Source organism: Terrabacter sp. FW104-15G4B, from assembly GCF_058790095.1.
In genome coordinates this window covers 104,436-128,910 of sequence record NZ_JBYTCI010000004.1, presented here as the reverse complement: position 1 = coordinate 128,910, position 24,475 = coordinate 104,436, and the positions used below count along the sequence as shown (strand labels likewise).

The window sequence follows — 24,475 nt, the reverse complement described above, 5'->3', positions numbered from 1 at the left end:
GTCGCGACCTCGACGGCCTCCGGGCCGGGCGGGCTGAAACGTCGACTCCACGACGCGACAAGGAGACGACGGATGCCGTCACAGCAGAGCCAGCCCACCGTCCCTGTGCCGATCCCGCCCACCGTCCCGCAACGCCTGCTCGCGTTCCTCGACCGCCTCGGCGCCGAGCTCGACCGTCGCGGCGACGCCGTGGCGCTGCTCGGGCTCGGCTCGGTCGGGCGCGACCTGCACCGCCTCGACGAGCACTCCGACGCGGACTTCTTCGTCGTCGTCGACGACACGGCCGCGCGCGACCGCTACCTCGCCGACCTCGACTGGCTCGAGGCCGTGCAGCCCGTCGTCTGGTCGTTCGAGAACAGCGACGCCGGCCGCAAGGCTCTCCTCGAGGACGGGCTCTTCGCCGAGTACGCCGTCTTCTCGCTCGCCGAGCTCGACAGCGCGGGCTACCCGCCGGGCCGCGTGCACTGGAGCCGCGGCGACGCACCCACCGGCCTCGAGAACCCGAAGGTCCCGGTGCCCCAGCCAGATTCGCTCGAGCACCAGGTCGGCGAGGCGATCACCAACCTCTACGTCGGGCTGCACCGCGACCTCCGCGGCGAGCGCCTCACCGCCACCCGCTTCATCCAGGGGTATGCCGTCGACCGCTGGGTCACCGTGCTGGGCCATCTCGGGCTGGGCCGCGGCCTCCAGCAGGACGTCTTCGTGGTCGACCGTGGCGTCGAGGGCCGGTTCGGCCCCGAGCTGCTGCCGCTCGCTGACCTCGTGCCGGGCTACGAGCGCAACGCGCACGCGGCCGCGACCCTTCTCGCCCTGCTCGAGGCGCACGTCGAGCTGGACCCGACGATGGTGACCGCTGTCCGCGACCTCATCGACCAGTCGGCCGCGGAGGCTCAGTCCCGGTCGAGCTCGAGCACGTAGACGAGCAGCAAGAGGTCACGCACCGGGGACCAGTCGCGCTCGGGCGCCCGGGTGAAACCGAGGCGCTCGTAGATCCGGTGGGCGGAGTGCATCATCGTCTGCGTCGAGAGCACGAGACGGTGTCGGCCCAGGGCCCGGGCCCGCTCGATGCACTCAGTGACAAGGGCGGTCCCGACGCCGCGCCCCCGCCCGGCCGGAGCAACCGCCAGCGTCCGGAACTCGGCCTCGCCCTCGCCTGCGATGTTGGCGAACGGGCCGGACCCACCGACGAAGGCCACGCCGCCCAGCACCGCGCCGTCCGGGCCCACCGCGACGAGCACCTCTGCGTGCTCCGCCCGGTGGCCGACGTCCCGCAGCACCTCCAGATAGGAATCCTCGGCGCCGAAGTCGAGCAGGCCGTCGTCGAGGTACGCCGCGGCGGTCAGCTCACCGAGCCGCTCGTAGTCCTCCGGCGCGGCCGCGCGGATCATGAACTCGTCCATCGGCGCAGTCTCGCAGCCGGTCCGCCGGCTGCAGGACCCGGCTGCAGAACCGGCCGCAGAACCGGGCGCAGCCGGACGGACCCGTCCCAGACAGTCGCGTCCGCATTTACATGGATTCGGCAGGTTGTGTCCAGAGGGTTCCCAGAAAGCGCACCTACGTTCCGATTCGGCTCGAGCGAGCCGGCTCGGGGGCTATCAGACAAGGGGCACCATGCGCACACACAGCACGCGCAGACGAACGATCGCGGGGGTCGGGCTCGCCTCGACGGCCCTCGTCCTCGGGACGACGTTCGCCGCAGGGTCCGCGGCCACGGCAGCCGGCGCGGACAACGGCGACATCGTCTACACCGTCCACCCGCTCACGCGGCAGTTCTCCACCGGCACGAAACCGGGCGCCCTGCCCACCCCCTCGCAGTGCGTCGCCGCGATCGGGCTCGCCTGCTACACCCCCGCCTTGACCCGCAAGGCGTACGACATCCCGGACGGCTGGACCGGCGAGGGACAGCGCATCGTCGTGGTCGACGCATACGGCAGCCCGACGGCCCGCCAGGACCTCGACGTCTTCAGCCAGACCTTCGGCCTGCCCAAGGCCGACCTCAACATCTACTACCCCGGCGGCAGCCCGCAGACGAGCACCGCGCACAAGGGACAGCCGCTCGGCTGGGCCGGCGAGACGAGCCTCGACCTGCAGTGGGCCCACGCCATCGCCCCGGATGCGACGATCAACCTCGTCGTCGCGCCGAACAACTACGGCAACGCGCTCAACGTCGCGGTGCGGTACGCCGTCGACCACGACCTCGGTGACGTCCTGTCGATGAGCTACGGGGCCGACGAGGCGGCGATCAGCGGCAAGGGCAACAACCTGCAGCTCCAGCAGTCGCACGAGAACTTCGCGGCCGCCGCAGCCAAGGGCATCTCGCTCTTTGCCAGCTCCGGTGACGACGGCGCCTCCAACGGCGGGCCGCGCCTCTCAGCCGGCTACCCGGCATCCGACCCGCTCGTCACGGCGGTGGGCGGCACGAACCTCTTCGCGAGCGACACCGGCGCCTACCAGGCCGAGACCGTCTGGGGCGACCAGGCGTCGTGCGCGGTGCACCAGCCCTTCGGGTGCACCCTCGGCCCGATCGGCGCGACGGGCGGCGCCCCGAGCACCATCTTCGCCGCGCCCTCCTACCAAGCCGGCGTCAACGGCAACCCGATGCGCACGACCTCCGACGTGTCCTACAACGCGTCGGTCTACACGTCGGTGTTCGTCTACGAGGGCTTCAACGCCGACCCCGCCGACAACGGCTTCTACTTCTACGGTGGCACGAGCTCCGGCTCCCCGCAGTGGGCCGCGATCGGCGCCCTCGCCGACCAGCAGGCCGGTCACCGGCTCGGCGCGCTCAACCCGGCGCTGTACGCCATCGGCACCGGCGCGACCAGCGGGCTCGCGTTCCACGACGTGACCACCGGCAACAACGCCTGGGACGGCCCCGGGCTCGACGCCAAGGCGGGCTACGACGACCCGACCGGCCTCGGCTCACCGGACGTCTCGAACCTCGTCGGCCAGCTCGTCCACTGACCGATCGCGTATGCCGTGTCGTGGCCACCCAGCACCCCGCTGGGTGGCCACGCCGCTACGGCGGCGCAACGCCGAGCGCAGCACCTTCGACCAGCTCGACAGCGCCCACGGGGTGATCACGTGGGTTCGGCTGCGCTTCGGCTTCCAGGACGAGCAGGACGTGCCAGCCGCACTCGGCGTCGCACGCACGAAGGGCCTCGAGCTCGAGTGCGACGAGGCGTTCTACTTCCTCTCCCGCATCAGCGTGCTCCGCGGGACGGCCCCCGGGATGCCGACGTGGTGCAAGCGGCTCTTCATCGGTCTGGCGCACAACGCCGCCAACCCGAGCCAGTACTTCAGCCTGCCGGAGCACCGCACCGTGGTCAGGGGGGCGCAGGTCGTCCTCTGATCGGCGACGTCTCGCGGGCCTGGTGCGGCGAGATCCTCAGGCGGCGAGGCGCCAGGCGAGGACGCCGAACAGCACGCCGAGGGCGTTCGTCGCCCAGTGCATGCCGACGCTCGCGAAGAGGCTGCCGCTGCGGCGGCGCAGCTCGCCGGCCAGGACGCCACCGAGAGCCGTGAAGAGAACCGTGCCGCCGACGACGGCGACCTTGGCGAACGCGCCCAGCCCGGCGACCGCCGAGCCGATCGCGGCATTGCCGGTGGCCGAGCCCATCGCGGGAAGGACGTGCCAGAGCCCGAAGAGCAGTGACGAGCCGGCCAGGACCTGCCACATCCGCGCGTGCCGGGACAGGAAGCCCCAGAGCACCGAGCGGAAGGCGACCTCCTCGAGCAGGATCGTGCCGACGGGGATCATGACGAACGCCGTGAGCAGCGCACCCGCCGGCGGCAGGTGGTAGCGCGCGTCGAGGAAGGCGGTGCGGGTCGTCGGCAGCAGGATGCCGACGAGGTAGACGAGCCCGACGACCGCGATGACGCCGAGTCCCCACCGGATGCCGCGGGCGTGGGTGTGCCGGGCGAGGCCGAGCTGGTGCCATGTCAGGCCTTGCCACCGCGCGAAGGCCAGCAGCGCCAGGGCCCCGACCGGGCCGAGCCACATGGTGTCCCAGCCGAGGACGTGGTCGGCGACGTTGACGCCGGCGAGCGCCACGACGACGGCCACCGTGGCGGCCAGCCGGGCACGCTTGCCACGGGTGACGAGCGCCGGCCGGTGACTCCGGACGACCGCGTGGGACCTCGCGGAGCCGCCGCCTGTCGGGGACACGGCGGCGGTGGTGGGGCTCACGGAAGGGGCGCTCATCGAAACCATTTTCGCACGCCAACCTGTGCAGGACCTTTGCGTCGGGCGGTCGTTGGCACCGCCGACCACAGCTGTCACAGAGGTACCACCGGACGTTCTGAGGTCAGCGCCGGCGTTGGACGAGGCCGCGGACGTACTCCGCCTGGCCGAGGTGCTTGGCGGCGTCGTTGACCACTGACATCAAGCGGATCCCCACAGTGACCGGCGGGTCCCAGCTGTCGTGGACGACGCGGGCGTAGGCCGCGTCGTCGAGCTCCGCGACGAACTCGACGGTGCGCTCGTGAACCGCCGCGTGATATCCCGCGAAGAGGTCGGGATCGGCCACGGTGAACCGGCCGACGTCGGCGGAGCTCATGCTGTATCCGTGCGCCTCCGCCGGGTAGGGCAGGTCGAACCGGTCGACCCAGCCGTTGCCGCGCCACACCGAGCCCTCATCGTCGTCGGCGTCCGCCAGCTGCGCCACCTGGTCGTCCTGCTGGCGCGCGAGGTGCCAGAGCAACCACGCGATGTGGTTGGCGTCGGCATCAGGTCGCCACAGCAGCTCGTCGACGGACAGTCCGTCGACGACTACCGGCAGGCCGTCGTGGATGCGGCCGAAGCCGTCGAGCAGGAGGTCACGGGCAGGGTCGGTGGTCGTCATGTCGTCCATCTACCCAGCATGCAGTGATGCGGCCCCGGACGAACCGGATGTTTCGGCGTCGATGTATCTGGGCAGCGCAGCGGCGCTCTGAACAGCCGTGCCCACCACGAGGGCCGATCACGAACCAGGAGACCAGCATGACGATCAGCCTCGCCCCCACCGCCCGACGGGCCACGAGCCTCGCCGGACTCTGTGACGGTGCGGTCCACCTTCCCGGCGACCCGGGCTACGACGCGGCGCGTATGCCGTGGAACGTCGCCCTCGACCAGCGACCCGCCGCAGTGGCCCTCCCGCGCTCGGTCAAGGACATCCAGGACGTCGTTCGTGTCGCAGCAGCCGCCGGCCTGCGCGTCGCGCCGCAGACCACCGGCCACAACGCCGGCCCGCTCGTCGCCCGGGGTCTCGACGACGTCGTCGTCGTACGCACCGAGCAGCTGCGCGGCGTCACGATCGACCCCACCCGCCGGATGGCCCGCGTCGAGGGTGGCGCGCTCTGGATCGACGCGACCGAGCCTGCCGCCGACCACCGACTCGCGGCGCTGCACGGCAGCTCGCCCGACGTCGGCATCGCCGGCTACACGTTGGGCGGCGGCATCGGCTGGTACGCCCGCAAGCTGGGCCTGGCCGCCAACAGCCTCACGGCCGTCGAGCTCGTCAGCTCCGACGGCGAGCACGTCCGCGCCGACGCGACGCAGAACGTCGAGCTCTTCTGGGCGCTGCGCGGCGGCGGCGGCAACTTCGGCGTCGTGACGGCGCTCGAATTCCGCCTCTACCCGATCGAGACCGCGTATGCCGGCATGCTCGTCTGGGACCGTGACGACGCCGAGCGCGTGCTGCGTCGCTGGGCCGACTGGGCGCCGGAGGCACCTGACGCCGTCACGACGTCGTTCCGCTTCCTCAACCTGCCGCCGCTGCCGATGATCCCCGCGCCGCTGCGGGGCCGTTCGCTCGTCGTCATCGACGGCGCCGTCCTCGGCTGCGACGCGGAGGCCCGCTCGATCCTCGGCCTGCTCCGTGGCCTCGAGCCGGAGATCGACACCTTCGACCGCGTGCCGACCCGGACGCTGACCCGGCTGCACCTGGACCCCGAGGGCCCGACCCCGGGCGTGTCGGACAGCACCCTCATCGGTGAGCTCGCCGATGTCACGATCGACACGCTCCTCGAGCAGGTCGGTCCGGGCTCGACCTCGTCGCTGCTGTCGGCAGAGCTGCGCCAGCTGGGCGGAGCCCTGGGCCGCGAGCCGGAGGAGCACGGTGCCCTCGCGACGATCGACGCGGCATACGCCGTCTTCGGGGTTGCCATCGCGGCGACGCCGGAGCTGGCGGCGCAGGGGGAGCTCGACGCCCACCGGCTCACCGGCTCGCTCGAGCCGTGGTCGACGGGCCGCAGCTACCTCAACTTCGCCGAGAACGCGGTCGACGCCCGCACCGGCTACACGGAGACGACGTGGCTGCAGCTCAAGGGCATCCGGTCGGCCTACGACCCGGACGACCGCTTCCTGGCCAACCACCGCGTGCCCCGGCTCTTCGAGGAGGGCCAGGTCACCGCGTGACCCAGCGGCCGGCTCTCCGTTCGAGGTGATCCCGACGCCGACGTGGCTGTCGGGATCACCTCGAACCCGCGGGAGGCAAGCCGACCAGGACGAACGCCTCGGTCGGCTGACCCTTGCCCTTGAGCTCGAGTGCCCCGAGAGGCTCGGTCGTCGCGTCCGGGATCATGGCGAGGGTGTCTGCCGTGACGGCGACGCGGCCGACCGGCGCCTGGCCCTCGATGCGCGACGCGACGTTGACGACGTCCCCGATGACGGTGTGGGTGCGGCCGCCTTCGCTGCCGAGCACGCTGACGAGCACCTCGCCGCTGTTGACCCCGACCCGGAAGCGGGGCCAGCCGGGGTGCGCGTCGGCGATCCGGGCCGTCTCCGCCTGGAGGTCGAGGCCTGCCTGCGCCGCCCGGCGGGCGTGGTCCGGCTGGTCGCCGAGCCGGTTGAAGGTCGCCATGATCGCATCGCCGATGAGGCGGTCGATGGTGCCGCCGTGCCGCTTCACGACGGCCGGGATCGCCACCGTGAAGTACGCGTTGAGCATCTCCGTCACCTCCGCCGGGTCGTGCGCCTCGGAGAAGGTCGTGAAGCCCTTGAGGTCGGCGAAGAGGATCGACATCTCGCGGCGCCCGGCGAGGGTGTCGGCGGTGTAGAGGTCGGCGTAGCGCTCCTCGTGCCAGGACTGCTGCGCCCCCCACGCGACGAGGGCGAACGCCGCGAGCATGAGCAGGTGCCACTCCCACCACGTGTAGTGCCAGTTCGGGGCGAAGACGATGGCCACCATCGCCTCGGCGAGCAGCACCATCGAGGCCGCCATGGCCGCCGGGAGCAGCCCGCCGCGACGCCACCAGAGCCGCACGTACGTCACGGCGGTCGCGCCGTAGAGGAGCACGGCGAGCACCGCCGTCACGACCATCGGCGGCGAGAGCCGGTCGGGGCCGGGGCCGACGTCGAAGGGCGGCAGCCGCAGGAGCGACACGATCCCCCACACCACCATGAGGGCGAGCAGCGCGACCCGCAGCGCCTTGGCCCGACGCATCTCGGCGGCCGCGTGGTCCGCCGCCACCTCGCGGACGGAGACGACCGCGAAGAGCGAGCCGATCGCGATGCCGACGGGGGTGGAGATGTTGAAGCCCGCCGATGCGGTCTCCAGGAGCATGTGCGGCGTCGCGAGCGCGTGCAGCCCGAGGAAGCCGGCGGAAGAGAGGAAGGCGAGGGAGACGTACATGACCCGGACGTCGCCACGACGCACGGCCGCAGCGCCGGTCCCGTAGGCCGTGACGGCGCTGAGCAGCGCGGCGCCGAGGACGATCCAGAAGTGCGTCGACTCGTGCTGCCACTGGCGGTCGAGCGCCGTGGCGGACCGGAGCAGGGCGAGGCCGAGGATCGGCACGGCGAGCGCGACGGCGCCCACGGAGACGCGGCGGCGGACCCCGGGCCGTGCCTCCCGGCCGCGTCGCGCCGGCGTGGCTGCCGGCCCGGCGACCTGCTCAGCCACTGGACTCGACCCGGGCCTCGGCATCGCTCAGGGCGAGGTACTGGTGCACCTCGGAGACGACGACCGAGCCCTCGCCGACGGCGGATGCGACGCGCTTGACCGACCCGGCCCGGACGTCGCCCACCGCGAAGAGGCCCGGCAGCGACGTCTCGTGGGAGCACGGCGACCTCTCGAGGGGCCAAGCGGTCTTCAGCACGTCGGCCCCGGTGAGCAGGAACCCCCAGCGGTCGCGGGCCACGGCCTCGGGCAGCCACTCCGTGTGGGGCTCGGCGCCGATCATGACGAAGAGGCCGTCGGCGCGGAGGGACTGCCGCTCACCCGTCGTCCGGTCCGCGACGACGACCTCGGACAGCCACCCGTCGCCGCTGCCGTCGACGACCTCGGCGTTGCCCACGACCGTGATCGTCGGCGATGCCTCGATCTCGTCGATGAGGTAGCGCGACATCGTCGAGGAGAGGTCGGGGGTCCGGATCACGATGGTCACGTCCGCGGCATACCGCTGCAGGTGCAGGGCCGCCTGGCCGGCCGAGTTGCCGCCCCCGACGATGACGGTGTGCGCGCCCATGAGCCCGTGGGCCTCGGAGACGTTGGCCCCGTAGTAGACGCCCGCACGGACGAGTGCCTCGAGCGCCGGCACCCCGAGCCGTCGGTAGGCGACCCCGGTCGCGAGCAGCACGCCCCGGGCAAACACCTGTCCGACGTCGCCGAGGGTGACGCGAAATCCCGGGACGCCGGCCTCGTCCGACGCCGCCTCGATCTGGGTCACCCGTCTGGTGAGCACGAACCGCGCGCCGAAGACCCAGGCCTGCTGGAAGCCGCGCTGGGCCAGCTCCGCACCGGAGAGACCGCGGGAGAAGCCGAGGTAGTTGCGGATGAGCGAGCTCGTGCCCGCCTGCCCGCCCAGCGCCTGCTCCTCGACGCAGAGCACGGAGAGGCCCTCCGAGGAGCCGTAGACCGCAGCCGCGAGACCGGCAGGGCCCGCGCCGACGACGAGGAGGTCGACCTCGCGCACCTCGTCGTCGCTGCCCGGGTCGCCGAGGTCGGTGTGGATGCCCCAGGCCTGGCAGATCTCGACGTCGGTCGGGTCCACGAGCACCCGCCCACCCAGCGCGGCGAGCCAGATCACGAGCGGTCCGGAGGCCTCGGCGGGCCTTGGTGCGTCGACGCGCTGGAGCACCGCGGTCGCCTCCGGTGTGCCGCGGTCCAGATAGGCGTGCGGGATCCCGTTGCGCGACAGGAGGCTTCGGACCGCGTGCCCGCGCGGGTCACGTGCAGCCCCGACGACGACCACCTCACGCCGACCGTCCGCGACGGTCCTCGACCAGATCTGGACGTACTCCGAGACGGTGCGGCAGAAGAGCTCGTCGGGCGAGGTCCATGGCTCCAGCACGTAGTAGTTGATGTCCCCCCTCGCCATGCCCTGCAGGATCTGCTCGGCGGTGCGCCGGTCGGCCCACGCACCCCACGGCACGAGGAAGGCCCGCCCGGCGTCCGGGTGCAGCGTGCGCACCGCGCGGAGCAGCTCGGCGCCCCCGACCCCGGGCAGCCACGGGTTCGCCAGGACGAGCGCGACGGCGTCGCCGCGCTCGGCGGCGACCCGGAGCAGCTGGAGCGCGACGGCGCTGTCGGACTCCCCGCGGATGCGGAAGTCCGAGCCGAACCGGCGGGCGAGCTCGCCCTCCGTGCGGGCGAGGCCGTCCAGGTCGGCATCGACGACGAGGAGCAGGGGTCGCGTCACGGGTCACCTCCATGAGGTCATGCGGACAGATCGACGTGCGACCACCCCATCCGACGGTAGGACGGAACGGCCGCCTTCGTGCCCCGATCGCCACTACCGGCCCCGGTTCGGCGAAGATGGCCCCATGGCACCCCAGGCGATCCCGGCTCACGACGTCGACCGCATCCGCTGGCACTTCCCGGCCCTGCGCGAGGGGGCGGCCCACTTCGACGGGCCCGGCGGGTCGCAGGTGCCCGACACGGTCGCGACGGCGGTCGTCGAGACGCTCACCGCGGCAATCTCCAACCGTGGCGCCGTGACGCCCGCAGAGCGCCGGGCCGACCGCATCGTCCTCGATGCGCGGGCCGCGATGGGCGACCTGCTCGCCGTCGACCCGGGCGGCGTCGTCTTCGGCCGCTCGGCCACCGAGCTGACCTTCCACCTCGCGCGGACGCTCTCCACGGGCTGGGGTCCCGGCGACGAGGTCGTCGTCACCCGCCTCGACCACGACGCCAACGTCAGGCCCTGGGTGCTGGCGGCCGAGGCCCACGGCGCCACTGTCCGGTGGGCCGACTTCGACCCCCACACCGGCGAGCTCGCGCCCGAGGCCGTCGCGGCCGTGGTCGGGGAGCGCACCCGGCTCGTCGCCGTCACGGCCGCGTCGAACCTCATCGGCACCCGTCCCGACATCCCGGCCGTCGCCGACATCGCCCACGCGGCCGGGGCCCTGCTCTGGGTCGACGGCGTGCACGCCACCGCGCACGTGCTGACCGACGTGCCGGCCAGCGGCGCCGACTTCTGGGTGTGCTCGCCGTACAAGTTCCTCGGGCCCCACCTCGGCGTCCTCGCCGCGTCGCCGGCCCTGCTCGAGACACTGCACCCCGCCAAGCTGGTGCCGTCGTCCGACGCCGTGCCGGAGCGGTTCGAGCTCGGCACGCTGCCCTACGAGCTGCTCGCCGGCACGACCGCCGCCGTCGACTTCCTCGCGGACCTCGCGCTGAATGACCCCTCGCAGCCGCGCCGCGAGCGCCTGGCCACCTCCTTCGCCGCGCTCGAGGAGCACGAGGACGCACTCCTCGCCACGCTGGAGGAGCGGCTGCGCGCCATCCCCGGCCTCACGGCATACAGCAACGCGAAGCGGCGCACCCCGACGCTGCTCGTCACTGTCGAAGGCCACGACCCGCAGGACCTGCGCGCGGGCCTCGCCGAGCGCGGCGTCAACGCCCCGGCCGGCCACTTCTACGCCTGGGAGTGCAGCCACCACCTCGGCCTCGGCGCCGCCGGCGGACTGCGGATGGGCCTGGCGCCCTACACGAACGCCGAGGACATCGACCGGCTCGCGACCGGCCTCGAGCAGATCTGCGCGGTTGCCCGGTGAGCCGCCCGGTACCGCTGCCTGCCGGCCCGGGCCAGGAGTCGGTCTGGGACTACCCGCGCCCGCCGGCCGTCGATCCGAGCGACGAGCTCGTCGAGGTGCACCTCGGCAGCGAGGTCGTGGCCCGCACCACCTCCTCGCTGCGCGTCCTCGAGACGAGCCACCCGCCGACGTACTACCTGCCGCTCGACGCGTTCGTCGAGGGCGCCCTCCTCCCGGTCGAGGGCAGCAGCGTGTGCGAGTGGAAGGGGCAAGCGGCCTACTACGACCTCGCCGGCGGTGGCCGGCGCGCGGCGCGGGCCGCGTGGACCTACCCCGAGCCCGTGCCGACGTATGCCGTCCTGGCCGGTCACGTCGCTGTCATGCCCGGGCTCGTGGACGGGTGCTTCGTCGACGGTGCGCAGGTGCGGCCGCAGGACGGCGGCTTCTACGGCGGCTGGATCACCGACCGCGTCGTCGGGCCGTTCAAGGGCGGCCCCGGCTCCTGGGGCTGGTGACCTCACACCTCACTCTCTGAGGGGGAGGATCGCCGCGGCCACCAGCGGCAGGCTAGTCGTGGTTGGGACGGGCCAGTCGATGCGCGCGGCCTGACAACACCACTCGACCAGGCGCGCCGGCCGACCGACCAGCGGCGCACGCAGAGGAGCATCACATGGCTGCCTTCACGGTATGGAAGTTCGACAGCACCGGCGGCGCCGCACAGGCCGAGTCCGTCCTCGACGGCTGCCAGGCGGAGGGCTTCCTCAAGATCGTCGACCACGCCATCGTCACGTGGCCCGAGGGGGAGTCGCATCCCACGACGATCCACGGCAACGAGGAGAAGTGGCGCGGCACGGGGTGGGGCGCGTTGTGGGGAGTGCTGATCGGCGCCCTCTTCTTCGTCCCGGTGATCGGCGGTGTCGTCGGCGCGTCCCTGGGCGCCATCAGCAAGATGACCGAGGACGCCGGGATCACCAAGGAGCAGCTGAAGACCATCCGCACGGGGCTCACGCCCGGAACCTCGGCCCTCTTCCTCGTCACCGAGGAGGGCGACCTGGACCGGGTGGGCGAGCGCTTCCACGGGATGCACAGCAAGCTCGTCACCACCAACCTCACCGCCGGCGAGCGCCAGGTCATGATGGAGACCTTCGGCGCCCACTGAGCCGGTCACGCGCAGGCGGAGCCACTTCTCCCGGCAGGCCCGGGACTCCGAGCTCGCTCAGCGCGGCAGCTGCTCGATGCGGGCCTCGATGAGCGCTCCGTCGCGCAGGTCGAGGAGCGCCACGGTGCCGGCCGGTTGCCGCCGCCGGTCGGTCGGGGACCCGGGGTTGAGGATCCGCAGGCCGTCGCCCGCCTCGTCGAGCGGGATGTGCGAGTGGCCGAAGACGACGAGGTCGGCGGTCGGGAAGCGCCGCCGCATCCGGGCCGTACGCCCCTGGCGCTGCCCGCTGTCATGGATCATCCCGATGCGCACGCCCTCCAGCTCGACCTCGAGCGTCTCGGGCGCACCCCACTCGGCGACCTCCGGCCCGTCGTTGTTGCCCATGACGACGTGCACGGGCGCGAACGTGGCCAGCAGGTCGAGGACGTCCGGGGTGCACACGTCGCCCGCGTGCAGGATGACGTCGGCCGCCGACAGGTGAGGGAGCAGCGCGGGTGGGCAGGCCTTCCAGTGCCGAGGCGCGTGCGTGTCCGACAGCACGAGGACCCTCATGCGGACGGCCATTCGGGCAGGAGCTCCCGCAGTGCCACGAGCTGGTCGCGCGAGACGAACGACGGGTTCGACATGAACGGCTGCCGCTGCACCTCCAGGCCGTCGACGCCGGCCGCCCGCAGCTCCTCGTCGGTCACCGGCTCGTCCAGCAGCCGCACGTCCACCTCGACGCGCGCCCTGACGCCGTGGTGCGACGAGCTGCGCCACCGTCCTCGGCTCGTCTCGACCCACGGCTCGGCCTCGGCGGTGGCGTGCCCGAGGCCCCAGATGCCGCGGTGGAGGCCGTCGCGGCCGTCACCGGACACCCAGAAGACGAGGGGGTCACCCGGTGCGATGAGCCGGGCCCGGTAGCCCGGCTGCACCGCCCACGACGTGAGCCGGCCCTCGCCGGAGTCGAGCAGGCCGCGCAGGTCCCACAGGGCGGGGTTGCACTTGAGCAGCCACGCGCCCAGCATCGACCGCTCGACCGTCCGCTCCTTCGCCATGCCGCCTCGCCTCAGGACCGCACGCGTTCGAGGACCTCGCGCACGGTCGCCTCGACGAGCTGGACCTTGTAGCCGGTCTCCGGCAGCGGTGTCGCGCCACGGGTCGCCTCGACGGCGGCCGCTGAGACCGTGTCGTCGTCGAGCACGGTGCCCGACAGAAGTTCCTCGACAGCGTCGAGGCGCAGGGGAACCGGCGCCACACCACCGATCGCAACCGCACACGACGTGACCGTCCCGGCGTCGTCCCGGACCACCCGGCACACCGCCTCGACGAGCGGCCACTCCGCCTCGAAGCGGCTGATCGAGCGGAAGTAGGCCGCCCGCTCGCCGTGAATGGGAGGCGGCAGCGTGACGCGGGTCAGCACCTCGTCATCGGCGAGCAGGTGGTCACGGCTCGGGTCGGACCCATCCCCGAGGACGGCCCCCACCGCTAGACCGACGCGCTGGGTCGTGTCGACGGTGGCGGCATACGCCAGCAGGGCCATCGCGAGGGACGACGGGTGCGGGTGGACGCACGGCGCCGTGTCGAACGCGACGCCGTAGAGGTGGCGCCCCTCGCGCGCCGGGCAGCTGTCGCCCCCGGACTTGAGACAGGTGGTGTGCGGGTGGCGGAAGTACCAGCAGCGGGTGCGCTGGAGCAGGTTGCCGCCGATCGTCGCAGTGGCGCGCACCTGCGGCGTGGCCAGACCAGCGGCGGTCAGCGCGAGCGCCGGGTAGTCAGCTGCGAGGTCACGCGCGAGGGTCGCCACGGTCGTGCCGGCGCCGATGGCCGTGCCGGCGTCGGTGCGCTCGATGCCGGCGAAGCCGGGCACGCCGGTGAGGTCGAGGACGTGGGGAGTCGCCCCGGTCGTCCGCAGCCGCTCCTGCAGGTCGGTGCCGCCCGCGCGGTAGACGAAGTCCCCTGTGCCCGAGGGCCGCTCGTCGTAAGCCGTGAGGATCGTGAGGCCGCTCATCGCGCGGCCTCAGTCCGCAAGCCCTCGAGCAGCCGGTCGGGTCGCACCGGAAGCGCCAGCGGTCGCCAACCGGTAGCGTTGAAGATGGCGTTGCCGACGGAGGCCGCCGGGCTGATGGTGGCGACCTCGCCAAGGCCGACGCCGCCACCCGGGACGCGGTCCCAGCCCTCCTCGTGGAAGTGGATGTCGATCTCCGGGGTGTCGCCGAGCTGCGGGATGCGGTAGTCCTCGAGGTTGGCCGTCAGGGTCAGCCCGGTGTGCGGGTCGAGCACCTGGTTCTCCCAGAGCGCGAGGCCGATGCCCTGGATGACCGATCCCTCGCACTGGCTGCGGGCGAGGACGGGTGCGTGGATGCGGCCGACGGCGATGCCGCCGTGGACCCGGAGCACGCGCGTCGTGCCGGTGCGGGTGTCGACCTCGACCTCAGTGACGTGGACGGCCCCCGAGAAGCCGCGCCCTATCTGGACGCCGCCCATCGTGACGGGCACGGCGCGCAGTCCCCGGTCGCCGCCTCGCTTGGCCGTGGCGGATGCTCCGTCCGGCGCGCGGCCGAGGTCCGCGCCGATGCGGGCGAGCAGGCTGGTGGCTGCCTCGACCGCCGTCGACCACAGCGAGACCGTCGTGCGGCTGCCGCCCGACGCCGGTCCGTGCGTCCCACCGCTGTGGGCGTGGCCGAGGCGGACCTCGACCGAGGTCGGGTCGACGCCGAAGACGCCGGCCACCGCGCGGGCGAGCACGGTTCGGCTGCCGGTGCCCATGTCCTGCACCGCCGTCGACACCACCAGCCGACCGCCCTCGACGGAGACGACGACCTCGCAGTCGGGGTCGACGAAGTACATCCAGTTGGCGGCGGCCACGCCGACGCCACGGCGGTGGCGCCCGGTCTGGCTGCCGGTCACGGGGCGCTGCTGCCACGTCGGCAGGGCCGAGGCCCACCGGTAGAGAGCCTGGCGCTTGGGGTTGCCGTCCCACTGCGCCCGCAGCTCGATGGGGTCGCGGCCGAAGCGGTGCGCCGCCTCGTCGACAGTCTGCTCGAGCGCCCAGGCCATCGTCGGGCCGCCGGGGCCGCGGAAAGGCGCTCCCGGAGGCGCGTTCGTGACGACGTCGACGTCGCGCGCCAGGCGTGGCGTCCGGTCGTAGACGAGCATCGCGAGCGCGGCGACGCTGTTGCCGGTGGCGACACCGGCGTGGCTGTCGGTGTCGACGGTCAGGGCCCGGATCGCCTGGCCGTCGTCGTCGACGAGGAGCGAGACCCGCGAGCCGCTGCCGGGACGGTTGCCGGTGCCGGTCAGCTCCTCGTGACGGTCGAGGACGAGGCGCACGGGGCGACGGGACAGGCGGCTGAGGGAGATCGCGCCGATGGCCTCCATGGTCAGGGCCAGCTTGGCGCCGAAGCCGCCGCCGACGTACTCGGCGAATACCTCCACCTGGCTCGGGTCGAGCTCGAAGTGCTCGGCGATCTCCAGGCGCATCGCCTCGACGCCCTGCGTGCTGAGCCACACCCGCAGGTGCTGCGGGTCGCTCCAGTCGGCGACGCAGGCGTGCGGCTCGAAGGCCGTGTGCAGCTGGGCGGCCGTGTGGAACTCGAGCTCGACCAGACCGCGGCGGCCGTCCTCGCGGGCCGAGCGGATGCGGCGCTTGGCAAGCGTGCCGAGGTAGGGCGTCCTCGAGGGGCCGTGGCGGTTGCCGTCCCACGGGGCCGGCATCGAGCCGCCCTCACCGGAGGTCGGGGCCCGCTTGCGGTCCGCCCGGGTGGCGTAGACGAGCGGCGCCCACGGCTGCACGGCCGCCTCCGGGTCGAGGACGAAGGGCTGCGGCGTGATCGGCACCGTGAGCTCCCTGGCCTCGCGGCGGGCGGCGGCCTCGCACTCGGCGGCGAGCACCGCCACGGGCTGCCCCGCCCAGCGGACGCGACGGTCCTCGGACAGGACATCGATTCCGATGGCGCCGTCCGGGAAGGCGATCGGGCCCACGATCCCGGCCGCCACGTCGGAGCGGACGATCACCGCGTGCAGCATGCCGGGCAGGACGACATCGGTCGTGTAGACAGCGGCGCCGGTCAGCTTGGCCGGCGCGTCGACGCGCTCCACCTGGCCGGCACCCGCGTCGTGCTCCCCCCGGCAGGCCGCAGCCACGGCGCGGTAGATCCCCTCGTAGGAGCCGCACCGGCACAGGTGCCCGGCGAGCGCCTGCGCGATCGTCTCCCGGTCGGGTCCCTCCGGCGCCTGGCCGCCCACCGCACCGTCCGCACCGGGGCCCCGGTGCTCGGCGCGCCACCGGTCGTGGAAGGCCACGGCGTCGACGACGAAGCCGGGAGTGCAGTAGCCGCACTGCAACCCGTCGTGATGGGCGAAGGCCCGCTGCACCGGGTGGAGCTCGTCCCCGTCGGCCAGGCCCTCGACGGTCGTCACGCAGGCGCCGCGCAACCGCGTCGCCGGAGTCAGGCAGCCGAGCACCGGCTCACCGTCGACGAGGATGGTGCAGGCGCCGCAGACCCCGCTGCCGCAGACCAGCTTGGTGCCGGTCAGCCCCAGACCGTCCCGCACCACGTCGACCGCCGACTGGGTGCCCTCGACCTCGATCACCCGGGCCTCGTCGTTGACCGTGGTGGTGAGCTCCATGGCGCCTCCTGCGGCTGCGTCTCGACGAGACGGTGCGATCCGCACGCTACCGGCCAGGGGACGCGGGTGCGACGATGCTGTTGAAGGTCAGCGACGCCGACGGTGGTCACGACGCGAGCCCAATGACGGCATACGCCCACAGGTGCCCCGACGAGGACGTGGCCTCACAGGTCGGGCCGGCACACCCCGCGGCCGAGGATGGCGAGGCCGCGGCGGTCGCCGTCGGCGGGTCCGGCGCCCGTGCCGCCCGTCTGGGACATCAGCTGCGTCGCGTCGGACACGTGCCCGAGCCCGAGCACGTGCCCGATCTCGTGCTCGACGACGGCGCGGGCCGAGTCGCGCCGTCCGGCGCCCAGCAGGTCGTCCATGGCCTGCCCGTCGAGCCAGACGGAGCCGGTGACATAGACGAGGACGCCGTCGGCCGCCGCCCGCGGGGTGCTCCCGCCCAGCCCGACGACGCCGCCCGCCAACCCCGGGATCTGCTCGGGGGTGGCGAAGGCGATGTACAGGGGCGCCCACCGGTCGCCGTAGCGGTCCGGCTGGTAGGGGTCGCGCTCGGGGGTCGGGGCCTCGTCCGTCAGCCCGTCGTCGACGAAGCGCAGCCCGCTCGCCCGCGCCATCGCGGCGACCGCCTCGCGCACGAGTGCGTCGCCGCCCGCGGGCAGCCCGATGCGACTCGTCGTGAAGTGGATCGGCCGGCAGGGGTCGTAGGCGACCGGGTCGGCGCCGTCGGGCTGCAGCTTCATGAAGGTGTAGCCGCCGTGGCCACCGGGCGTCGAGGGCGGCCGACCGAGGGGAGCCTGCGCGGCACCGATGCCAGCTGATGGCGCGTCCACCCCGATGCCGTGCCGGGAGTCGAAGGGCCGCACCTGCCAGAGCCACATCGGGAGCGCCACCGCCAGCACGGCGATGACCGCGAAGCCGACCCAGAGGCGATGACCACGACGGGGCGCCCCGACGACCCGGTGGCGTCCGCGCGCGCGACGAAGGGACCCCTGACGCCTGACCTGCATCGTGCCCCTGACTGCCCGTTCCGTCCCATCGGGCCCTGCACCTGCGTGGCCCGGGTATGCCGTACCCACCGCTGCGCCGGCCCATGCACCCCCGCAGGCACCCCCGCAGCCCGGCCACACGTCCCTCGGCTAGATTCAGCCCTCGTGGAGTGGTTCGAGGCGGTGCGCGACCGGGCGGTGTCCGCGGTCGGTGACGTCTCACTGACGGCGCCTCGGCTTGGCGTCGTGCTCGCCACCGCGCTGGTGATCGTCGCCGTCGACCCGCTCTGGCGGGTGGTCCGCCTCGCCGTCACGCTCGTGCACGAGCTCGGGCACGCGGTCGTCGGGGTGCTGGTGGGCCGTCAGTTCACCGGCTTCGTGCTGCGCGGCGACATGTCCGGGCACGCCGTGACCCGGGGGCCCGTGCGCGGCCCCGGCCGGGTCGCCTCCGCCTGGTCGGGCTACCCCGTGCCGGCGCTGCTCGGTGCAGCGATGGTGTGGGCGGCCGAGCGGGGCTGGGCCGCGCCGCTCATCACCGCTGGCCTGCTGGTCCTGCTCCTCGCGCTGGTGCGGGTCCGCTCGGCGCTGACCGCCGTCGTCATGGTCGTCGCGATCGCGGGCTCGGCCGCGCTGTGGTGGTGGCGCGACGACGCGCTGCAGACGCAGGTGCTCGTCGGGTTGGGCGTCGTGCTCCTGGTCGGCGCGTGGCGCCACCTGTCCGCGGTGATCCGCGACCGGAGCCCAGGGAGCGACCCGGGCGTGCTTGCGTCCCTGACGCACCTGCCCCGCACGCTCTGGAACGGCTCCTTCGTCATCGTCTGTGCCCTCGCGACGTGGGTCGTCGCGGCCGAGGTGCTCCACACGCTCCGCTGACCGGTGCCGGCTGCGGCCGGAGATGGCGTATGCCGCCCGCTCCGTCGCACTGCCCGTTGTTAGAGAACGTGGTGGGCGATCAGCTTGTTGAGGTAGGCCACGTCGGTGTTTCCCTTGAACTCGAACTTCACCTTGCCCAGACCTGAGAACCACAGCTCGAGCTCAGCGTCGAGATCGAAGGTTCCGGCGGTCTCGAGCGAGAAGGCCTGGACCTTGACGTAGGGCAGGGACGTGAAGTCCTTCTTCTTCCCCGTGATTCCCTGCACGTTGACCGCGATGATGCGCTTGCTCGTGAAGACGATGTAGTCCCGCATCCCCTTGAAGGCGAGGTAACCCTGCTCGCCCTCGATCAGGAGCGGATCGACCTGTGCTGCGACCTCGGCGTACTCGATTCGACCGAGCTTGATGTAGCTGGCGTTCTGGAAGTCGATCAAGAGGGGTCCCCTGCTTCTGTGCGACACGGACGGAGCCGTGAGCCTAGCGCTGGGCGCTCAGTTGAGGCTGAAGGGCGGGATCGGGGGCTTGGCGACCGCACCGAGGGCGGAGGCGAACTCGTGCTCGCGCCGCACCAGGTGCAGGCCGAGCCGCAGGCGCGACTCGGTGTCGCTGCTCGACAGGACGCGCTGGCGGTCGGCCACGTCGAGACCGACACAGTCCGGCACGGCATACGCCAGCACCCGGTCGTCCTCCGGGATCTCCGCCTCGGTCCCCGCGGCGGCGGCGAAGGCGGCCAGCTCGGCACGCAGGCGGGCCGCGAGCTCGATGATCGTCGCCGTGTCGCCGTCGGGCTCGGTCAGCCAGGTGATGCGCGCCGTGGTGTACGGCGTGCCGGCGCTCTCGTCGATGCCGTCGATGCGGAAGCGGTCGGTGCCCTCGGACACGACGAGGAAACGCTCCCCCTCGAGGGCTGCGGCCTGGGTCAGCAGGGCGCCGCAGCCGATCGGGTGCAGTGCGCGGACGCCGTCGTCGCCGACCTCGAAGCCCTCGCGGATGGCGACCACGCCGAAGACGGGGGAGCGCTCGTCCTGGCCGTCGAGCAGGTCACGCAGCAGCTGGATGTAGCGCGGCTCGAAGATCTGCAGCGGTAGCCGGCCACCGGGCATGAGCACGGTGCCGAGGGGGAACAACGGCAGAGTCGCCATACAGCCAGCCTAGGTGGGGTTGGCCCCCGGTGGCAGGAGCGCTGGAAGCCGTGACCGCTCCTGCCCGACGGGGAAGGCGGCTTCAGGTGGCGTCAGTCGGGAACGCCGGACGGCATCCGCTGGGTGGCGCCCAGCCCGTCCGCGTCGACCTCCGACTCAGCCGACGACATGGCCGGCGAAGCGGCAGCCGAGTCGGCCACAGGGCTGACCTCGGGAGCGGACTCCGGCTGGGCGTCCGAAGCCGCGTACGAAGCGGCGTGCGAAGGGGCCTGGGCAGCCGCGTGGGCCTCGGCTCGCTCTGGGTCGCGCACCTCCCCGTGGAGCTCCTCGACCTCGTCGAGCATCTCCGCGGGGGAGCCGTTGATGGCGGTGGCGAGGCCGAGCGCGAGTCCGCGAAGCTCCTGGTCGCCGAGACCCAGGCGCACCGCGACCGCGGCGGCATTGGCCGGGCGCTTCTCGGGGTCCTTCTCGAGGCACTCGTTGATGAGGTCGCGCAGGTCCTCCGGGACGTCGTCGGGCAGCGGCGGAGTCGGCTCGTTGACGTGGCTGAGGGCCGTCGCGATCGGCGTGCCGCGGTCGAAGGGCCGCCTGCCCGAGAGCATCTCGTGGGCCACGACGCCGAGGGCGTAGAGGTCGCTGGCGCCGGTGGCGGCGTGGCCGAGGGCCTGCTCGGGACTGATGTAGTTGGGGGTCCCGAGCATCTCGCCGTGCTGGGTGTGGCCGGAGGCGTCGAGAGCCCGCGCGATGCCGAAGTCGGTGAGCTTCACGAGCCCGTCCTCGCGCACCATGATGTTGGCCGGCTTGATGTCGCGGTGGACCACCCGAGCCTCGTGGGCGACGCCCAGCGCGAGCGCCGCCTGGCCCATGATCGAGCGGACCTCGCTCGCCGGGAGCGGGCCACGGTGGTTGAGGATCGCCGAGAGCGGCTCCCCGGAGACGAGCTCCATGACGAGGAAGGCGAGGCCGTCGTCCTCGCCATAGTCGAAGACGGTGGCGATGTTGGTGTGCATCAGCGCGGCCGAGTGGACCGCCTCGTCGCGGAACCGCAGGGCGAATAGCCGCTCGTGGTCCACGTCGGGACGCATGATCTTGACGGCGACCTCGCGCTTGAGCACCGAGTCGGTGCCCGCCCAGACGTCGGCCATCCCGCCGGAGGCGATGCGGCTGTCCAGCCGGTAGCGTTCGCCCAGCACGAACCCTTCCTGCAAGCGGTTCATGGGTGGGGCACCTCTGTCTCTCGGGACTGAAGGTGCACGTCAGTTGACATCTCAGGGGCCTTCGTCAGCGGTCATGTTACGGGACCCGTGGGAACGGTTGATACTTCACGGGCTGCTCTGCTGAACCGCTCCCCGGTGTTGCGGCTCTCGCATACATACCCGCCATTTCCGGGCTTGCATCAACCTCAGTTCCTCCGTTTTCCGTCGGGCGGGCTGGGTAGCGAGTAGGCATGAGAGCAGCAGTGGCGGCCACCGGTTCGTGGACCGACCCCGACGGCATCCGCGCGCCCGCCGGCGAGGTGCACGCGTGGCACCCCGGCACCAACCAGACCCTGTGCGGCCTGTCGTTGCATCGGTCGCGACTGCTGCGCTTCTCGCACATCGACTGGCTCGACGTGCAGCCCGCCACCGGCCGGGACGCCGACGAGGTCGCCGCCGTGTGCCCGCGGTGCGCGGCCGGCATGGGCCGGCGCCGCGACGAGCGCCGCTGGACCCGCACGAACCCTCGGCCCTGACGCGCAACAGGGCCCCGGTTCCGTGAACATGGGGGCCCTTCGTCATCGAGCGCGAGGGAGGAAAAGTTCTCCCTCGCTGGCGCTCGATCGTCTTCCCGAATCCGGCCTGCTTCATGGACGCGCGCTGGGGTGGGCCCCATACAGCACGAAGGGCCCCGACCACATGGGTCGGGGCCCTTCTCTACACGCGTGCGCGAGGGGGGATTTGAACCCCCACGCCCTTTCGGACACTGGCACCTGAAGCCAGCGCGTCTGCCGTTCCGCCACTCGCGCGTGACAAGGAGACAGTGTGCTGTATCAGGCCCGCTATCGCCAAACCGGGGCACGCCGGCACCCGGAGCACCGAGAACGTATGCCGTGTGGCGCGCTACGGGACGAGCACGACCCCGGTCGGCTGTGCCGTGGCCAGACCCGTCCGGCGCACACGTCTCGTGGGTCGGAGTCGGCCGGTCGAAGTCGGTTGGTCACATTCGGTGGTCAGAGGCCGTCGACGACGACCGCCGCCATCTCCATGCACGACTCGTGCGTCTTGCGGCTGATCTTCAGCGGGTCCAGGTGCAGCCCCGGGGCGAGCATCGGGTCGTAGGGGATGTCGACGACCGCCCGCACCCACTGCTCGAAGTGCTCGCGGGTGTGCACGCCCGCCCCGATGTCGTTGCTCTTCGCGGAGGTGTGCGAGATGACGCACACCGCGTTGCGCACGAGGTCACCGCGGCCCATCGCCACGAGCGCGTCGAGGTTCTTGGCCGCCACCACGGACGTGTCGTCCTTGAGAGAGGTGGCGAAGACGAGCATGTCGGCGCGGGCGGCAGCGGCGAGCCAGTTGGGCGACAGGCGGTTGTTGCCGGTGTCGACGACGATCATCCGGTAGAAGCGCGAGAGCTGCGTGTGGAGGTCCTCGAACTCCTGCTCACCGATGATGCGCATCGCCTCGTCGTCGTCGGCCGACGCCAGCACGTCGAACGACATGCCCCGCTGCTCGCGCACCCAGTGCTCGAGCTCGGACGTGCCGGCGTTGGGGTCGTTGGCGATGCTGGGCAGGGCGCCGAGCAGGTCGACGACCGTGCGGTGGTGGCTCTGCGACGGCGCCCGCATGCCGAGCGTGCCCTCGGTCTCGTTGTTGTCCCAGGCGAGGACCGAGCCCGAACGGTAGCGCCCGAGGTAGCTGGCGAGCATGAGCGTGACGAGCGTCTTGCCGCCGCCGCCCTTGGTGTTGATGACCATGATCGTCTTGCGCCCGTTGAGCGGGCGCGCGATGCGGTCGATGCGCTCGCGCTCGAGCAGCTCCTTGGAGCTCGGGCCGAGGCCCAGGGCCTTGCGCAGACCGGAGTTGGCCTTGACCTTCTGCCGCTGCCCCTTGGAGCGCGCGGTGATGAGGTCCTCGGCACTCGGCCGGTCGGAGCTGCCGGTGCGCGAGACGGGCGTCAGGTCGTATGCCGTGTCCTCGGGCTCGCGGCCCAGCTCGGCGGCCGCGGCGGCGACGTCGGGGTCCACGGCCGGCCGGGCGGCATACGCCCGCTCGGCAGTGGTGTGGTCGGTCGTGAAGTGGGCCGTGTGGTCCGTCGCGTGGTCGGTGGCGGCGGGCTGCTCGGAGTCGGTGCCGGACGCGTACTCCTCGAGGGTGGCGCCCGCGGGCGTCCAGCCGGTGTACTTCTCGTCCGGCTCGTCGGTGGTCGTGGACGACCACTCGGCGGGGCCGGGGTCGGACGGCTCCCAGTCGGTCCACGCGTTCGTCGTGCCGTGCGAGCCGGACGGCTCGGCGCCGTTGTGGCCGGCCACCGGCGGCACAGCACCGGTGTCGTGGGACGACCACGAGGCGTCGTCCCACGTCGAGCTCCAAGGGTCGGCCGCGGTCTCCTCGGGCTCCGGCGCGCCGGACCCCGCCATGGGAATGGGAAGCGTGAAGCCACCCGGGATGGAGTTGTTCGCCGAGAAGCCGGGGATGCCCTGGTTCTCGGTGCTACCGGTCTCGTCCTTGCTCATCGAGCACTCCTTGCTGGCCGACCACGTGCGGGAGCCCGCCACGGACCCCGGGAAATCCTCCCATGCTCTCAGCACACGGCAAATCGGCTGACCCGCCGGAAGGCGCCCGAAGCGACCCCGGCGCGGGGCGCCCCGAGCCTCCGCCGCGGCTGTCGGTTCGGGGCTGGAGCGGCTGACCCGGTTACGATGAAGCGCCCGACAGGAGCGCTACCAAGGAGGAGGAGACGGCGTGGGAATCATCAACCGTGTCGAGCACGGTCTCGCCAGGGCTGTCCACGGCGCCTTCGCCAAGGCGTTCAAGTCCGAGGTGCAGCCCGTCGAGATCGCCTCGGCGATCCGCCGGGCCATGGACGACCGCGCGGCCCTGATGGGCCACGGCCGGTCCATGGTCCCCAACCTCTACACGATCGAGCTCAGCCAGACCGACTACGAGCGGCTCGGCGACTACGAGGAGGACCTGTCGGACGACCTCGTCGCGGCCGCCCAGGAGCACGCCGACTCGCAGGGCTACCAGCCCGGCGGTCCGCTCGAGGTGGCGCTCGTCGAGGGGGAGGGCCTCGAGACCGGCGTCTTCCGCGTGCGCCCGGCCACCGCCAAGCAGGCCGGCCGCGAGCACCCCGTCCGCGAGCACGTCGCGGCCCCGGCGCCGCACAGCAGCACCGGCACGGCCGTCGACGAGGCGCCCGTCCCGCGTGCGGTCCCGCGGTCCAACCCGTCGGCGCGCCCGTGGCTCGACATCGCCGGCGACCGCTACCCCCTGCTGGGCAGCCTGACCACCCTCGGCCGCGACGAGAGCGCCGACATCGTCATCGACGACCCCGGAGTCTCGCGACGGCACAGCGAGATCCGTGTCACCACCGACGGTCCTCACCTGGTGACCTCGATCCGCGACCTCAACTCCACCAACGGCACCTTCGTCAACGGCGAGCGCATCTCGAGCCAGCGGCTGCAGGACGGCGACCGGCTCACGATCGGCCGCACGTCCGCGACCTTCCGGGCCGGACGCCGGTGACCGCGATGACGACC

General features: G+C 72.6%; 24 protein-coding genes and 1 tRNA gene. 10 read left to right on the top strand and 15 right to left on the bottom strand.

Annotated features, from left to right (window positions below):
- The first annotated feature begins 72 nt into the window (after positions 1-72).
- Entirely contained in the window at positions 73-918 is an 846-nt protein-coding gene (locus AC3WRT_RS05310; protein ID WP_492719975.1) for a hypothetical protein, read from the top strand.
- Here AC3WRT_RS05310 and AC3WRT_RS05305 read toward each other — a convergent pair.
- Complete coding sequence (locus AC3WRT_RS05305; RefSeq protein ID WP_492719973.1) at positions 891-1,400, bottom strand: GNAT family N-acetyltransferase; 510 nt, start codon at positions 1,398-1,400, stop codon at positions 891-893. The genes AC3WRT_RS05310 and AC3WRT_RS05305 overlap by 28 nt on opposite strands.
- Positions 1,401-1,611: 211 nt before the next feature.
- On the opposite strand from AC3WRT_RS05305, the gene AC3WRT_RS05300 reads away from it, so the two are divergent.
- Both AC3WRT_RS05300 and AC3WRT_RS05295 read left to right on the top strand, forming a co-directional pair.
- Positions 1,612-2,964 carry a S53 family peptidase gene (locus tag AC3WRT_RS05300; RefSeq protein ID WP_492719971.1) on the top strand — a complete coding sequence of 451 codons (1,353 nt, stop codon included), beginning with the start codon at positions 1,612-1,614 and terminating at the stop codon, positions 2,962-2,964.
- 43 nt (positions 2,965-3,007) lie between these two features.
- Entirely contained in the window at positions 3,008-3,352 is a 345-nt protein-coding gene (locus tag AC3WRT_RS05295) for a KUP/HAK/KT family potassium transporter (RefSeq protein ID WP_492719969.1), read from the top strand.
- A gap of 36 nt (positions 3,353-3,388) precedes the next feature.
- Here the strand turns inward: AC3WRT_RS05295 and AC3WRT_RS05290 are convergent, their stop codons facing one another.
- Entirely contained in the window at positions 3,389-4,204 is an 816-nt protein-coding gene (locus AC3WRT_RS05290; protein WP_492719967.1) for a CPBP family intramembrane glutamic endopeptidase, read from the bottom strand.
- Positions 4,205-4,307: 103 nt separating this feature from the next.
- Positions 4,308-4,853, bottom strand: coding sequence for a mycothiol transferase (locus AC3WRT_RS05285; protein WP_492719965.1), 546 nt, complete (start codon positions 4,851-4,853; stop codon positions 4,308-4,310).
- 128 nt (positions 4,854-4,981) lie between these two features.
- Here AC3WRT_RS05285 and AC3WRT_RS05280 point away from each other — a divergent pair, with 128 nt between their 5' ends.
- Complete coding sequence (locus AC3WRT_RS05280; RefSeq protein ID WP_492719963.1) at positions 4,982-6,397, top strand: FAD-binding oxidoreductase; 1,416 nt, start codon at positions 4,982-4,984, stop codon at positions 6,395-6,397.
- A gap of 55 nt (positions 6,398-6,452) precedes the next feature.
- Here AC3WRT_RS05280 and AC3WRT_RS05275 read toward each other — a convergent pair whose 3' ends face one another.
- Positions 6,453-7,883, bottom strand: coding sequence for an adenylate/guanylate cyclase domain-containing protein (locus tag AC3WRT_RS05275; RefSeq protein ID WP_492719961.1), 1,431 nt, complete (start codon positions 7,881-7,883; stop codon positions 6,453-6,455).
- The gene (locus AC3WRT_RS05270) at positions 7,876-9,621 is read right to left on the bottom strand and encodes an NAD(P)/FAD-dependent oxidoreductase (protein ID WP_492719959.1); all 1,746 of its coding nucleotides are present in this window, start codon (positions 9,619-9,621) and stop codon (positions 7,876-7,878) included. Before AC3WRT_RS05270 ends, AC3WRT_RS05275 begins: the two co-directional genes overlap by 8 nt.
- A 124-nt stretch (positions 9,622-9,745) precedes the next feature.
- On the opposite strand from AC3WRT_RS05270, the gene AC3WRT_RS05265 reads away from it, so the two are divergent.
- From AC3WRT_RS05265 to AC3WRT_RS05255, 3 genes are all read left to right on the top strand, one after another.
- A complete protein-coding gene (locus tag AC3WRT_RS05265) occupies positions 9,746-10,978 on the top strand; it encodes a cysteine desulfurase-like protein (protein WP_492719957.1) in 1,233 nt (410 codons plus the stop codon).
- Positions 10,975-11,472 carry a DUF427 domain-containing protein gene (locus AC3WRT_RS05260; protein ID WP_492719955.1) on the top strand — a complete coding sequence of 166 codons (498 nt, stop codon included), beginning with the start codon at positions 10,975-10,977 and terminating at the stop codon, positions 11,470-11,472. The genes AC3WRT_RS05265 and AC3WRT_RS05260 overlap by 4 nt, the downstream gene beginning before the upstream one ends.
- A gap of 155 nt (positions 11,473-11,627) precedes the next feature.
- Positions 11,628-12,116 carry a DUF1269 domain-containing protein gene (locus tag AC3WRT_RS05255; RefSeq protein WP_492719953.1) on the top strand — a complete coding sequence of 163 codons (489 nt, stop codon included), beginning with the start codon at positions 11,628-11,630 and terminating at the stop codon, positions 12,114-12,116.
- Positions 12,117-12,173: 57 nt separating this feature from the next.
- On the opposite strand, the gene AC3WRT_RS05250 is transcribed toward AC3WRT_RS05255, so the two are convergent.
- The 5 genes from AC3WRT_RS05250 to AC3WRT_RS05230 all read right to left on the bottom strand — a co-directional run bounded on the left by AC3WRT_RS05250 (position 12,174) and on the right by AC3WRT_RS05230 (position 17,740).
- Positions 12,174-12,668 (bottom strand): metallophosphoesterase family protein, encoded by a 495-nt coding sequence (locus AC3WRT_RS05250; RefSeq protein ID WP_492719951.1) that lies wholly within the window; start codon positions 12,666-12,668, stop codon positions 12,174-12,176.
- Positions 12,665-13,153: an EVE domain-containing protein gene (locus AC3WRT_RS05245; protein ID WP_492719949.1), complete on the bottom strand. Its 489-nt coding sequence runs from the start codon at positions 13,151-13,153 to the stop codon at positions 12,665-12,667. The genes AC3WRT_RS05250 and AC3WRT_RS05245 overlap by 4 nt, the downstream gene beginning before the upstream one ends.
- A gap of 11 nt (positions 13,154-13,164) precedes the next feature.
- Positions 13,165-14,106, bottom strand: a complete 942-nt coding sequence (locus tag AC3WRT_RS05240) for an FAD binding domain-containing protein (RefSeq protein ID WP_492719947.1) — start codon at positions 14,104-14,106, stop codon at positions 13,165-13,167.
- Positions 14,103-16,727: a molybdopterin-dependent oxidoreductase gene (locus tag AC3WRT_RS05235; protein ID WP_492719945.1), complete on the bottom strand. Its 2,625-nt coding sequence runs from the start codon at positions 16,725-16,727 to the stop codon at positions 14,103-14,105. Before AC3WRT_RS05235 ends, AC3WRT_RS05240 begins: the two co-directional genes overlap by 4 nt.
- A 164-nt stretch (positions 16,728-16,891) precedes the next feature.
- Positions 16,892-17,740 (bottom strand): matrixin family metalloprotease, encoded by an 849-nt coding sequence (locus AC3WRT_RS05230; RefSeq protein ID WP_492719943.1) that lies wholly within the window; start codon positions 17,738-17,740, stop codon positions 16,892-16,894.
- A gap of 144 nt (positions 17,741-17,884) precedes the next feature.
- Between AC3WRT_RS05230 and AC3WRT_RS05225 the strand changes: the two genes are divergently transcribed.
- Positions 17,885-18,592, top strand: coding sequence for a M50 family metallopeptidase (locus AC3WRT_RS05225; RefSeq protein ID WP_492719941.1), 708 nt, complete (start codon positions 17,885-17,887; stop codon positions 18,590-18,592).
- A 59-nt stretch (positions 18,593-18,651) separates the two neighbouring features.
- On the opposite strand, the gene AC3WRT_RS05220 is transcribed toward AC3WRT_RS05225, so the two are convergent.
- From AC3WRT_RS05220 to AC3WRT_RS05210, 3 genes are all read right to left on the bottom strand, one after another.
- The gene (locus AC3WRT_RS05220; RefSeq protein WP_492719939.1) at positions 18,652-19,026 is read right to left on the bottom strand and encodes a PH domain-containing protein; all 375 of its coding nucleotides are present in this window, start codon (positions 19,024-19,026) and stop codon (positions 18,652-18,654) included.
- 57 nt (positions 19,027-19,083) lie between these two features.
- Complete coding sequence (locus AC3WRT_RS05215; RefSeq protein ID WP_492719937.1) at positions 19,084-19,734, bottom strand: LON peptidase substrate-binding domain-containing protein; 651 nt, start codon at positions 19,732-19,734, stop codon at positions 19,084-19,086.
- Between the two features lie 92 nt (positions 19,735-19,826).
- Positions 19,827-20,951 carry a serine/threonine-protein kinase gene (locus AC3WRT_RS05210; RefSeq protein ID WP_492719933.1) on the bottom strand — a complete coding sequence of 375 codons (1,125 nt, stop codon included), beginning with the start codon at positions 20,949-20,951 and terminating at the stop codon, positions 19,827-19,829.
- A 230-nt stretch (positions 20,952-21,181) separates the two neighbouring features.
- Between AC3WRT_RS05210 and AC3WRT_RS05205 the strand changes: the two genes are divergently transcribed.
- Complete coding sequence (locus AC3WRT_RS05205; RefSeq protein ID WP_492719931.1) at positions 21,182-21,466, top strand: hypothetical protein; 285 nt, start codon at positions 21,182-21,184, stop codon at positions 21,464-21,466.
- Positions 21,467-21,656: 190 nt separating this feature from the next.
- Here the strand turns inward: AC3WRT_RS05205 and AC3WRT_RS05200 are convergent.
- Positions 21,657-21,739: transfer RNA gene (locus AC3WRT_RS05200), tRNA-Leu, on the bottom strand.
- 204 nt (positions 21,740-21,943) lie between these two features.
- A complete protein-coding gene (locus tag AC3WRT_RS05195) occupies positions 21,944-23,449 on the bottom strand; it encodes a MinD/ParA family ATP-binding protein (protein WP_492719928.1) in 1,506 nt (501 codons plus the stop codon).
- A gap of 229 nt (positions 23,450-23,678) precedes the next feature.
- Here AC3WRT_RS05195 and AC3WRT_RS05190 point away from each other — a divergent pair, with 229 nt between their 5' ends.
- The gene (locus AC3WRT_RS05190) at positions 23,679-24,461 is read left to right on the top strand and encodes an FHA domain-containing protein (RefSeq protein WP_492719923.1); all 783 of its coding nucleotides are present in this window, start codon (positions 23,679-23,681) and stop codon (positions 24,459-24,461) included.
- Positions 24,462-24,475: the final 14 nt, after the last annotated feature.

Coding starts and splice junctions, on each gene's coding strand:
- AC3WRT_RS05310 (WP_492719975.1), top strand. CDS start 73: ATGCCGTCACAGCAGAGCCAGCCCACCGTCCCTGTGCCGATCCCGCCC.
- AC3WRT_RS05305 (WP_492719973.1), bottom strand. CDS start 1,400: ATGGACGAGTTCATGATCCGCGCGGCCGCGCCGGAGGACTACGAGCGG.
- AC3WRT_RS05300 (WP_492719971.1), top strand. CDS start 1,612: ATGCGCACACACAGCACGCGCAGACGAACGATCGCGGGGGTCGGGCTC.
- AC3WRT_RS05290 (WP_492719967.1), bottom strand. CDS start 4,204: ATGAGCGCCCCTTCCGTGAGCCCCACCACCGCCGCCGTGTCCCCGACA.
- AC3WRT_RS05285 (WP_492719965.1), bottom strand. CDS start 4,853: ATGGACGACATGACGACCACCGACCCTGCCCGTGACCTCCTGCTCGAC.
- AC3WRT_RS05280 (WP_492719963.1), top strand. CDS start 4,982: ATGACGATCAGCCTCGCCCCCACCGCCCGACGGGCCACGAGCCTCGCC.
- AC3WRT_RS05265 (WP_492719957.1), top strand. CDS start 9,746: ATGGCACCCCAGGCGATCCCGGCTCACGACGTCGACCGCATCCGCTGG.
- AC3WRT_RS05255 (WP_492719953.1), top strand. CDS start 11,628: ATGGCTGCCTTCACGGTATGGAAGTTCGACAGCACCGGCGGCGCCGCA.
- AC3WRT_RS05250 (WP_492719951.1), bottom strand. CDS start 12,668: ATGAGGGTCCTCGTGCTGTCGGACACGCACGCGCCTCGGCACTGGAAG.
- AC3WRT_RS05245 (WP_492719949.1), bottom strand. CDS start 13,153: ATGGCGAAGGAGCGGACGGTCGAGCGGTCGATGCTGGGCGCGTGGCTG.
- AC3WRT_RS05240 (WP_492719947.1), bottom strand. CDS start 14,106: ATGAGCGGCCTCACGATCCTCACGGCTTACGACGAGCGGCCCTCGGGC.
- AC3WRT_RS05235 (WP_492719945.1), bottom strand. CDS start 16,727: ATGGAGCTCACCACCACGGTCAACGACGAGGCCCGGGTGATCGAGGTC.
- AC3WRT_RS05230 (WP_492719943.1), bottom strand. CDS start 17,740: ATGCAGGTCAGGCGTCAGGGGTCCCTTCGTCGCGCGCGCGGACGCCAC.
- AC3WRT_RS05215 (WP_492719937.1), bottom strand. CDS start 19,734: ATGGCGACTCTGCCGTTGTTCCCCCTCGGCACCGTGCTCATGCCCGGT.
- AC3WRT_RS05210 (WP_492719933.1), bottom strand. CDS start 20,951: ATGAACCGCTTGCAGGAAGGGTTCGTGCTGGGCGAACGCTACCGGCTG.
- AC3WRT_RS05205 (WP_492719931.1), top strand. CDS start 21,182: ATGAGAGCAGCAGTGGCGGCCACCGGTTCGTGGACCGACCCCGACGGC.
- AC3WRT_RS05195 (WP_492719928.1), bottom strand. CDS start 23,449: ATGAGCAAGGACGAGACCGGTAGCACCGAGAACCAGGGCATCCCCGGC.